Genomic DNA, 11,418 nt, shown 5'->3' with positions numbered 1-11,418 from the left:
TATATGAATATGAAATACTACAATTTGCTGGCAATACTGGTCTTTTTCGGAATGATAGCCTGTTCCGGTGAGAAAAAAGGAGACAGTGCAAAGGAAGAAACTGTAGAAACAGTTCTACCGGACGAGACCAATGAGGTGACCGTGATGACACTGAAGACAACCGACTTCAACCACGAACTGGTGAGTAACGGCAAATTGTCCGCCCGCCGTCATGTCGACCTGCGGTTCGAATCGGCCGAACCGATCGCTTCTATCTTTGTGAAGAACGGCGACCGGGTGACGAAAGGGCAAAAGCTGGCGGAACTATCCACCTTCCGGCTGAAAAATAAAACGGCAGTAGCAAAAGATGCCTTGGAACGGGCCAAACTGGAACTACAGGATGTCCTGATCGGTCAGGGATATGCACTGGCTGATTCCGGAAAAGTACCTCCCGCCACCATGCAACTGGTAAGGGTCAAAAGCGGTTACGACCAGGCATTGGTTCAATATCAACTGGCGGAATATGAAGAGAAGAATGCGGTGCTGACCGCTCCTTTCGACGGGATCGTAGCCAACCTCTTTGCCAAACAATATAATACGGCTTCCACTTCCGAAGCATTCTGTACGATCATCGATCCGCGTAGCCTGGAAGCGGCGTTCACCGTACTGGAAAACGAATTACCCCTGATAAAAAACGGCGACCGGGTGGAAGTGACTCCTTTTGCCTTCAACGAAGGAAAAACGGAAGGGCGTATCTCCGAGATCAACCCGCTGGTAGACGAGAACGGCATGGTACAGGTGAAAGCGGCCGTTACCGACAAAGGGAAACTGTTTGAAGGGATGAATGTACGGGTCAGCATCCATCGTTCAGTTGGCAGGCAGTTGGTCGTACCGAAAAAAGCCGTCGTTTTACGTTCCGGCAAACAGGTCGTGTTCATTCTCGACAGCACAAAAACAAAGGCATACTGGACTTACGTACACACCGGACTTGAGAATGCGGAGAACTACACGGTGGTGGACGGCCTGAAAGAGGACGATATCGTAATAACCAGCGGCAATATCAATCTGGCACATGAGGCTCCTGTCACTATCATTGAGAACTAAAAGTTATGGTTAAATTCCTACTACAACGTCCTATCGCGGTACTGATGGCTTTTACGGCCTGTTTTATCGTGGGATTGGTCACTTACTTTACCATTCCTATATCGTTGTTGCCCGATATTGCTATACCGGAAATCACGATACAGGTATCCGGACAGAATACGTCGGCCCGCGAACTGGAAAATACGGTCGTTAAACCGATCCGGCAGCAATTGATGCAGGTAGCCGCCTTACGTGATATCCAGAGCGAAACACGCGACGGGGCAGGTATTATCCGGCTGAGCTTCGACTTCGGGACAAATACGGATCTGGCTTTCATCGAGGTGAACGAAAAGATAGATGCGGCAATGAATTATCTGCCGCGCGAGGTAGAACGTCCACGGGTGATCAAGGCCAGTGCAACGGACATCCCGGTATTTTGTCTGAATCTGACGCTTAAATCGGGGGATAGCGAAACTGCTTTCCTCGATCTTTGCCAATTTGCCGAGACGGTGATCAAACGGCGTATCGAGCAGTTGCCGGAAGTGGCTATGGTAGATATTACGGGAATACTGAAACGCCAGTTGCAGATCGTGCCCGATATCAATATGATGGAAATGGCGGGGATTACGCTGAGTGATCTGGAGTCGGCATTGAGTTCGAACAATATCGAACCGGGAAGCATGACCGTACGGGACGGATACTATGAATACAACATCAAATTCTCGACCCTGCTGCGCACGCCGGAAGATGTACAGAATATCTATATCCGGAAAAACGACCGTATCTTCCAGCTGAAAGAGTTGGCAAAAGTGGCGGTAGTGCCTGAAAAAGAGGTCGGGGCTTCGCTGTCGGGCGGGAAGCGGGCGGTTACACTGGCTGTGATCAAGCAGGCGGACGAGAATATGGATAATATGAAAGAGGCGCTCGGCGAGGTGACGGATTACTTTGCCACGGTCTATCCGGATATCGAGTTCAGTATCAGCCGTAACCAGACGGAGTTGCTCGATTATACGATCTCCAACCTGAAGCAGAACCTGTCGCTCGGTTTCCTTTTCATTTGTATCGTGGCGATACTTTTCCTGGGAGACATCAAAAGCCCGGCCGTGATCGGCCTGAGTATGGTGGTCAGCCTGGTTATCAGTTTCCTGTTCTTCTATATGTTCAAGATGTCGCTGAATATCATATCCCTTTCAGGACTGATCATGGCACTGGGTATGATGATCGACAGTTCGATCATCGTGACGGAAAACATCACGCAATACAGGAACAAAGGATGTTCATTGGAAGAAGCATGCAATAAAGGGACTTCGGAAGTTATTACTCCGATGCTGAGTTCCACATTTACCACGATCGCGGTATTTGTACCGCTGGTATTTATGAGCGGGATAGCCGGGGCTATCTTCTACGACCAGGCATTTGCCGTAACTGTCGGGCTGATGGTTTCATACTTCACCGGGATCATGTTGCTTCCTGTTCTTTACAAGCTGGTTTACAGCATTCCTGACATCAAACATACCGGATTCAATCTACGGATCAATAATCTGATCAAAGAACATACGCTCGATCGTTTTTATGATGCGGGAATCGATTTCGTATTCCGTCATAAAAGATCGAATATGTTGTTCCTCATCGCTATGCTTCCGCTTTGCGCCATCCTGTTTTATGAAGTACCGAAAAGCAGGATGCCGGAGATCGACCAGAACGAGCTGATCGCACATATCGAATGGAACGAGAACATCCATATCGATGAAAACCGGGAACGGGTAAGCAGGTTGTTCACCCAGATGGAAAATGACGTACAGGAATATACCTCGTATGTGGGACAGCAGCAATTCCTGTTAAACAGGGATCGTGAGTTATCGACTTCGGAAGCTGAGTTATACTTTAAAACAGTAAAGACGTCGGATATTGCACCCTTGCAGGAGAAAGTGACGGGCTGGCTCGACAAGAACTATCCGCAAGCCGTTTTCTCTTTCTCCCCTCCGGTTACCGTGTTTGAGAAGTTATTTGTAACCGGCGAAGCGGATATCGTTGCCGAGTTTTATGCACGCAACAAGGCGGAAGCTCCGGAAGCACAGGCTTTAAAATCGTTGGAGTCGAAGATCAAGACAGAAGCCGGACAGGTACCGGTAGGCGTCGCTTTCGAGAACCAGATGAATATATCGGTCGACCGGCAGAAGCTGTTACTTTATAATGTGGATTACAACGAGGTGTATCGTTTGCTGAAAACGGCTTTCAAGGAAAATGAAGTCGCCACCCTCCGCTCCTACCAGCAATATCTGCCGATAACGCTGGCCGGTGACGGCAAGACAGTCAACAGTGTCTTGCAGCAAACATTGGTACAGACCCTGCCGGACAAAGAGGGTAAAAGCCAGTATATCCCTTTGCAATCGCTGGTACGGGTGACGCAGGGGGAAGACCTGAAAACGATCTCTGCCGGAAAGAACGGCGAATACATCCCGTTCAGTTTCTACGATGTTGATAAGGCAGAACCGTTGATGGAAGAGGTGAGAAAGTTAGGCGGACAGGACTGGGAGATAGATTTCTCCGGCAGCTTCTTCTCCAACCAGAAGATGTTGAGTGAGTTGGTCGTGATCCTGCTGATATCCTTGTTGCTGATGTATTTCATCCTGGCAGCCCAGTTCGAGAGTTTCCTGCAACCGCTTATTGTACTGCTGGAAATACCGATCGACGTGGCGGCCGCGCTGTTGATACTTTGGATATGCGGGCATACAATGAACCTGATGAGTGCGATCGGTATCGTGGTGACTTGCGGTATCGTTATCAACGACTCGATCCTGAAACTGGATGCGATCAACGAGTTGCGGAAAGAAGGTACCCCGTTGATGGAAGCGATCCATGAAGCGGGCAGACGCCGTTTGCGTCCCATTATCATGACTTCGCTGACTACGATATTCGGTATGGTTCCCCTGTTATTCTCATTCGATATGGGTAGCGAGTTGCAGAAACCGCTTTCCATCGCCATGATATCAGCCATGCTGATCGGTACCGCCGTCAGCCTCTTTGTCATTCCGCTGGTGTACTGGTTTATTTACAGGAAACATGACCGGTCGCATTTGACGATTGAAAAACAAACGGAAGTTTAACGAATTATATAGAATGCCGTTATGAAGATAGGTAAGATAATATTATCATTTCTGTTATTCACCTCTGTCTATTTGCAGGCTCAGCCGCTTTCCCTGTCGCTGGAAAGGACGATTTCGCTGGCGGCGGACAGTTCGCTGGAAGCGTTCAGGACAAAGAATATGTATCTGGCCGGGTACTGGCAATACAGGACATATAAAGCAGACCGTTTGCCGAGCCTGACGCTGAACCTGACACCGGCACAGTATTACCGGGATATTACGCGTAGGTATGACTCTCAGAATGATGTGGATGTATATAAAAAGCAACAATCGTTCTACGCCAGCGGAAATGTAGAGATCAAACAAAACTTCGACCTGCTCGGGGGTACTTTCTATCTGGACTCCGACCTGGGCTATATGCGTAATTTCGGAAACGACGATAACCCCGCAAACAACCAGTTCACCACCGTTCCTATCCGGCTCGGTTATCAACAGAGCCTGTTCGGTTATAACCCCTTCCGATGGGAACGGAAGATCGAACCGCTTAAATACGAGAAAGTGAAAAAAGAATTGCTCTATAATATCGAACAGATCAGCGAACAGGCTACGACCTATTTCTTCGCCCTCGCTATGGCACAAGCCGAATACGACCTGGCCAAAGAGAATGTGGCTTCTACCGATACGCTCTATCGTACCGGCCAGGAGCGGCATAAGATCGCATCGATCAACAAGGCCGAACTCCTGACCCTGAAACTGGATGCCGTCAATGCCCGCAATACCCTGCAAAACACGGAGATCGCTTTGAAAAGGGCGATGTTCAGCCTGGCATCTTTCCTCAACTTCGATAAGAATACGGAGATACGGTTAAGGCTGCCGGGGCGTCCGCGGGATATGCAGATCTCGGTAGATGAAGCGTTGGTGCTCGCCCGGGAGAACAACCCGAAGTTCCTCGGTCTCCGCCAGGAGATTATGGAAGCGGAACAGCAGGTGGACAAGACAAAGAAAGAGGCCATGTTCAATGCCTCCATCAATGCCAGTATCGGTTTCAACCAGGTGGCGAGCAAGTTGAAAGATGCTTATCGCGATCCGCTGCAACAGGATATTGTCTCTGTCTCCGTCTCCATCCCGCTTGTAGACTGGGGCGTACGCAAAGGGAAACACAATATCGCCAAAAATAACCTGAACGTGACGCAGATCTCCGCCCGGCAGGAAGAACTGACCGTAGAAGAAGATGTGATCATGACGGTAGGCGATTTCAATATCCAACAGAACCTGATCAGCAGTGCGGAAGAAGCGCTCGACCTGGCTCTTATGGCTTACAGCGAAACCAAACAGCGGTTTATGATCGGGAAGGCGGATATCAACAGCCTGACCCTCTCGCTGAACCGCCAGCAGGAGGCACAGCGCAACTACATCTCCGCCCTTCAAAATTACTGGCTGAGTTATTTCAAGATACGAAAACTGACATTACATGATTTTGAAACGGGGATATCCCTGTCCAGTGAATTCGACTATGCGCAGGGACTGTAAAAAATGACGGCACCCGTCAACGAGGCTTGACGACCATCGTCAACGGTAACTGACGACCACCGTCAACGAGCTTTGACGACTGCCGTCAATGGCTGCTGAGAATCATTATCGAAAAAACAGATAAATAATAATAGAATATACAGATGTCCGCATCTCCTAAAATATCATCCTTTACGATCATCGTCACCTTCCTTTGTGTGGCGCTGACAGGACTGGCGTTTATACCTCTCCTGCCGATCAAGCTGTCGCCGTCGCGCACCTTGCCCCGGCTGACTGTCAGCTACAACATGCCGGGTAATTCGGCACGTGTAATCGAGATGGAAGTGACTTCGCGGCTGGAGTCGATGCTGGCACGTATCAAGGGGATCAAGGAGATCAACTCCACTTCCGGCAACGGCTGGGGCTATGTGACGCTGGAGCTGGATAAACATACGAATATCGATGCCGCCCGTTTCGAAGCCTCCACGATCATCCGCCAGACCTGGCCGGGCTTGCCCGACGGGCTTAGTTATCCGGTACTTGAAATGAGTCGTCCCGACGATAAGGAGTCGGGGCCTTTTATGACCTATACGCTGAATGCCGCGGCCACCCCGATCTTCATACAACGGTTTGCTGAAGACCAGATAAAACCGCGCCTGGCTGGTATCCCGGGTATCTACCGGATCGACGTGCGGGGAGCCACCCCGATGGAATGGCGGTTGGAATATGACAGCCGGCAACTGGCCACGCTCGGTATCACGACGGAAGAGATACAGTCTGCCATCAACCAATATTACAAAAAGGAATTCCTCGGGACAGGAAATGTCAACAGGAAAGGGCACGAAGAATGGATCCGCCTGGCTCTGATACCCGAAGCCGGACAGCAGGACTTCGACCCGTCGCGTATCACCGTCACGAATAAGGAAGGGAAGCTGATCCGGCTGGATCAATTGCTTAAGGTGACCCGGCAGGAAGAAGCACCGCAAAGTTATTATCGTATCAACGGGCTGAATTCGATCTATTTGTCTATCCGGGCAGAAGAAACGGCTAACCAGCTGGAACTGGCCAAACAGGTGAAAGAGGAAATGGAGCATATACGCGGACTACTGCCCCAGGGATATGAGATACATACCAGTTACGACGCGACCGAATTCATCCAGAATGAGCTGAATAAGATCTACATACGTACCGGACTGACTATCCTGATCCTGTTATTGTTTGTCCTGCTGATCACGCGGAACGTGCGCTATCTCTTCCTGATCGTCGTCAGCCTGAGTGTAAATCTCTGTATCGCCGTCATCTTCTTTTACCTGGCCGGATTGGAGATGCAGTTGTATTCGCTGGCCGGGGTTACCATATCTTTAAGCCTGGTGATCGACAATACGATCGTCATGACCGACCATATCCGCAACCGGCATAACCGGAGAGCCTTCCTCTCCATCCTGACCGCTACACTGACTACAATCGGTGCGCTCGTCATCATCTTCTTCCTGGATGAAAAGATCCGGCTGAACCTGCAGGACTTTGCTGCCGTGGTAATTATCAACCTGGCGGTATCGCTGGCCGTCGCCCTGTTCTTTGTTCCAGCCATGATAGAGAAGCTGGGGCTGGGACAAAAGAAAAAGACAGCCCGGAAAGCCGGTGCATTAACAGCCGGTGCGGAACCGACGCGATGGGTACGTTTCAAAAAGCAGGTCAACAGGCAGATCAAACGGTTCCCTGTCCGGTTCAATCGGTTTTACCTGGGACAGATCCACTTCCTCTGCCGCTGGAAGAAGACGGCCTGCCTGGTTCTTGTCCTGATTTTCGGACTCCCCGTATTCCTTCTACCGGAGAAGATCGAGATGGACGACAAGGACAAGGTATATACCGCTACCGACTCGCTGCTTGTCGAGAAGTATAACAAAATAGTTTCCGGCGAAACATACAAAGAGAAAGTTAAGCCCGTCATCGACAAGGCGCTCGGAGGAACCTTGCGCCTCTTCGTCCAGAAAGTGTACGAAGGCAGTTATTTTACCCGAAATGACGAAACGGTTCTTTCCGTCAGCGCTTCGCTCCCCAACGGAACTACGCTGGAACAGATGAACCAACTGATGGGACGTATGGAGGCCTATCTGAGTACATTCAAGGATATACGCCAGTTCCAGACCAATATCTACAGCGCCCGGCAGGCAGGGATACGCATCTATTTCACCAAAGCGGCCGAACGGAGCGGTTTCCCGTATACACTGAAAAGCAGGATCATCAGCAAGGCACTCGAACTGGGTGGCGGCAGTTGGAACGTATACGGATTACAGGATCAGGGCTTCAGCAACGATGTAAGGGAAGGAGCCGGTTCTTTCCGTATAGAGATGTATGGCTATAATTATGATGAATTATATGAGTGGGCGGAACAGTTAAAGTCGAAACTCCTCACCTACCGCCGTATCAAGGAAGTACTTATCAACTCGGAGTTCTCCTGGTGGAAAGACGATTACCAGGAGTTCTATTTCAACCTGAACAAAGCCCGGATGGCACAGGAGAACATCCTGCCGATCGAACTGTTCGCCTCTATCAATCCGGTATTCGGCAAAGACATTTATAGCGGAACGATCATCGTGGACAACGAAACGGAGAAACTGAAACTGAGTTCCCGCCAGGCACGCGACTATGACGTGTGGAGCATGCAGCACGTCCCGCAGCAGATCAAAGGACGATCCTACAAACTGTCGGAACTGGCTACCGTCGAGAAAGGCCAGATGCCCCAGAAGGTGGCCAAAGTGAACCAGCAATACCGCCTGTGCCTGCAATACGAATATATCGGTGCTTCCAACCAGGGGACGAAAATACAGGAACGCGTACTGAAAGAGTTTAACGCAGCCCTGCCGATGGGGTACACCGCCAAGTCGGAAAGTTATTACTGGAGCTGGAATACAAAAGATAATAAACAGTATCTGTTATTATTGCTGATCATCGTGATTATTTTCTTTACAACCAGTATCCTGTTCAATTCGCTTAAGCAACCGCTGGCTGTTATCTTCGTTATTCCGATCTCTTATATCGGGGTATTCCTGACTTTCTACTGGTTCAAACTGAATTTCGACCAGGGAGGGTTCGCCTCTTTCGTCCTGTTGTGTGGTATTACCGTGAACGCCAGTATTTATATATTGAACGAGTACAACCAATTGCGCACCAACAAACCGCTGATGCCGGCCTGGCGTGCTTACCTGAAAGCATGGAACGCAAAGATCACGCCAATCTTCCTGACCGTGATCTCTACCATCCTGGGATTCATACCTTTTATGCTAGGCCCAGACAAAGAAGCATTCTGGTTTCCGCTGGCAGCCGGAACTATCGGAGGACTGATCATGTCTATTGCCGGAATCTTTATTTACCTGCCTATTTTTACCCTGAAAAAATAATCATATTGTAATCGGTTTAAACGATCTAAAACTATTTTCTTTCCTAAATTTGCGGGATTAATAGACAATTTGTTAAATCCTCTAAACCCTTCTTACCCCCGGAATGTTTATTCTAGGAGCTGAAAAGTAGCGCCTAAGAGAACATCTAAACTTGAATTTTATCGATCTTTTTCTATGGCGACATCTGGGATTATATAAGAAAAGGGAAAAGAAGTCCTCTCTTTATTGCAAGAAGCAGAGTCCGATATCACCCTAAAAATAAATTAAAGATGAAAGTTTTATTCAAGTACCTACGACTATTCTCCCTCTCTACGAGTGGAGCGTTACTTCTGTGCATTGTATTTGCCGCTAATCCCAATATTGCGGAAGGGACTATTACCGGCAAAATATTCTGGTTTCATTTTACCATTTTATTACTTGCATTCAGCGTTCTTTTTATGGAAGCCACTATCAGAAAATGTAACTTTACCTTTACACTGCCTGACGGACTTTTGCTACTGTTCTCCGGACTGGTTCTGCTGAACTACGACCATGATCTGAATCCCCAACCGGAAAGACTACTCTTTGTCGGCCAATTGACCATACTATGGTTCATGCTGCGGGCCGTTATGCAGACACATCCTGAAATCAGGCTCTTTTTCCTTTCAATCATCATGTGTACCGGTGTGTTTGAGGCCTTTTGGGGAATGGGGCAACTATACGGAACTCCGGCGGACAACCATCCCCTGTTTAATGGGAGCGGACTGGAATTTAGCCCGGGGCCGTTTTCCGGTTACCTGGCAATCGTACTCCCCTTATGCTTGAATGTTGCATTGCGATTTCGCGACTGCGACAAAATAGCCTGGTGGGAAACCAGAACAATGCTGTTTTACCTGGCCGTGTTCGGTATTATTATCATTCTCATCGCTCTTCCGGGAGGATTGAGCCGCCCGGCATGGCTGGCTGCAATCGCTTCTTGCAGTTGGGTATTCTTTCTTCGCAAATCCGGGTGGAAAATACTCAAACAAAGGGTTCTAACACATAGCAAAACCGTTGTGATCACTTGTGCTTTCTTATTTCTTTTCATTGCGGGGCTACCCACTCTGGGAGGTCTTATCCATCCCGATAAGTCGGCCGGGCGTATGCTGATGTGGAATGTCACCACCAAAGCCATACTGGAACAACCCGTAACAGGAACAGGGCTGGGCGGTTTTCCCACCTCCTATGCAAAATCACAAGCCGATTACTTTTCATCCGGAAAAGCTTCCGACATGGAACGGCTGGCAGCCTGTTGTCCGAGATTTGCATTCAACGAGTATCTGCAAATGGGACTGGAGTACGGTATCGTCGGATTGCTGCTTTTCTCTTTGTGGATCGGGTTTGTCCTCTACTACGGACTAAAGAATAAACAGGTCGGATCGACAGGATGTATCATTGCCCTGCTCTTCTTCTCCATGTATTCCTATCCGTTGCAGCTGCCGTCATTCTGGGTGTTACTGTTGTTTTTCTCCGCTACCTGCGTAACGATACCGGGCAAACTACAGAAGCCTTCCCCGAAAACATTCCCATATATCGGAACATTTGCAGCATTGGCCGCCTGTATGTTATTTTTCGGGCAGAGAAGTTATTACCAGTCTTATAAGGAATGGAAAACGCTACGGATACTGGAACAGAAGGACGAACACAGTGTGGCAGCCCAGGGCTACCAGAGCCTGTATCCCAAGTTATCGCACCAGGTAGAATTTTTACGGGAAGGAGCGAAGTGTCTCCAGCAGAACAAACAATTCGCAGATGCGGTTATCTGGACGAACCGCGCCTTACAGCTAAGCGCAGACCCTGAGTTCTATGATATAATGGCAGAGAGCCACCGGCAACTCGGACTTTACAAACAAGCCGAAAAATGCTTGCTGCAATGTCTCCACATTCTGCCGGAACGGATAGAGACTTATTATCAGTTGACAAAATTATACTCGGAAGACTCTTATTATCAACCTGATAAATTAAAGTTAGCCGCCTACTCCGTTCTTACCAGTCAACCTGCGGATAAATCAAAAGCGAGCGAATCGATGAAGGAGGATGTAAACAGACTTCTTCAGCATGCAATAACAAACAACAAATAAATAACTGATTATCGGACAAGCAATACCATTTTAGGACCACTATTCCCTCCATTTTTATTGCACAATTAAATTATATGCCCTATCTTTGCCGAAATTTTGCGAGGAAGAGTTTCATGACGAATAAGATACATAAGTGTAATCCGATGTTTATCTCCGGTTCAACGCCGGACATTGAAGCTCATTTCTTTACTTTACGGGAATATAATTTGTTTATATAGGATGCGTTAGTTATTTTTACTAACGCATTTTTTTTGTGTCCCG

General features: G+C 48.6%; 5 protein-coding genes. All 5 read left to right on the top strand.

Annotated elements, in window-relative coordinates:
• The first annotated feature begins 9 nt into the window (after positions 1–9).
• The 5 genes from HMPREF1536_RS11480 (at position 10) to HMPREF1536_RS11460 (ending at position 11,157) form a co-directional block, all read left to right on the top strand.
• Positions 10–1,083, top strand: a complete 1,074-nt coding sequence (locus HMPREF1536_RS11480) for an efflux RND transporter periplasmic adaptor subunit (protein ID WP_044192372.1) — start codon at positions 10–12, stop codon at positions 1,081–1,083.
• A gap of 5 nt (positions 1,084–1,088) precedes the next feature.
• Positions 1,089–4,169, top strand: coding sequence for an efflux RND transporter permease subunit (locus HMPREF1536_RS11475; RefSeq protein ID WP_028728094.1), 3,081 nt, complete (start codon positions 1,089–1,091; stop codon positions 4,167–4,169).
• Between the two features lie 21 nt (positions 4,170–4,190).
• Positions 4,191–5,678 carry a TolC family protein gene (locus tag HMPREF1536_RS11470; RefSeq protein ID WP_028728093.1) on the top strand — a complete coding sequence of 496 codons (1,488 nt, stop codon included), beginning with the start codon at positions 4,191–4,193 and terminating at the stop codon, positions 5,676–5,678.
• A gap of 143 nt (positions 5,679–5,821) precedes the next feature.
• Entirely contained in the window at positions 5,822–9,058 is a 3,237-nt protein-coding gene (locus tag HMPREF1536_RS11465) for an efflux RND transporter permease subunit (protein WP_028728092.1), read from the top strand.
• 269 nt (positions 9,059–9,327) lie between these two features.
• Positions 9,328–11,157 carry an O-antigen ligase family protein gene (locus tag HMPREF1536_RS11460; protein ID WP_028728091.1) on the top strand — a complete coding sequence of 610 codons (1,830 nt, stop codon included), beginning with the start codon at positions 9,328–9,330 and terminating at the stop codon, positions 11,155–11,157.
• Positions 11,158–11,418 lie beyond the last annotated feature (261 nt).

Source organism: Parabacteroides gordonii MS-1 = DSM 23371 (assembly GCF_000969825.1).
GTDB classification, from domain to species: domain Bacteria; phylum Bacteroidota; class Bacteroidia; order Bacteroidales; family Tannerellaceae; genus Parabacteroides; species Parabacteroides gordonii.
Note: the sequence above shows the minus strand (reverse complement) of the source record. Positions and strands in the feature narration are given on the sequence as shown.

Coding starts and splice junctions, on each gene's coding strand:
- HMPREF1536_RS11480 (WP_044192372.1), top strand. CDS start 10: ATGAAATACTACAATTTGCTGGCAATACTGGTCTTTTTCGGAATGATA.
- HMPREF1536_RS11460 (WP_028728091.1), top strand. CDS start 9,328: ATGAAAGTTTTATTCAAGTACCTACGACTATTCTCCCTCTCTACGAGT.
- HMPREF1536_RS11470 (WP_028728093.1), top strand. CDS start 4,191: ATGAAGATAGGTAAGATAATATTATCATTTCTGTTATTCACCTCTGTC.
- HMPREF1536_RS11465 (WP_028728092.1), top strand. CDS start 5,822: ATGTCCGCATCTCCTAAAATATCATCCTTTACGATCATCGTCACCTTC.
- HMPREF1536_RS11475 (WP_028728094.1), top strand. CDS start 1,089: ATGGTTAAATTCCTACTACAACGTCCTATCGCGGTACTGATGGCTTTT.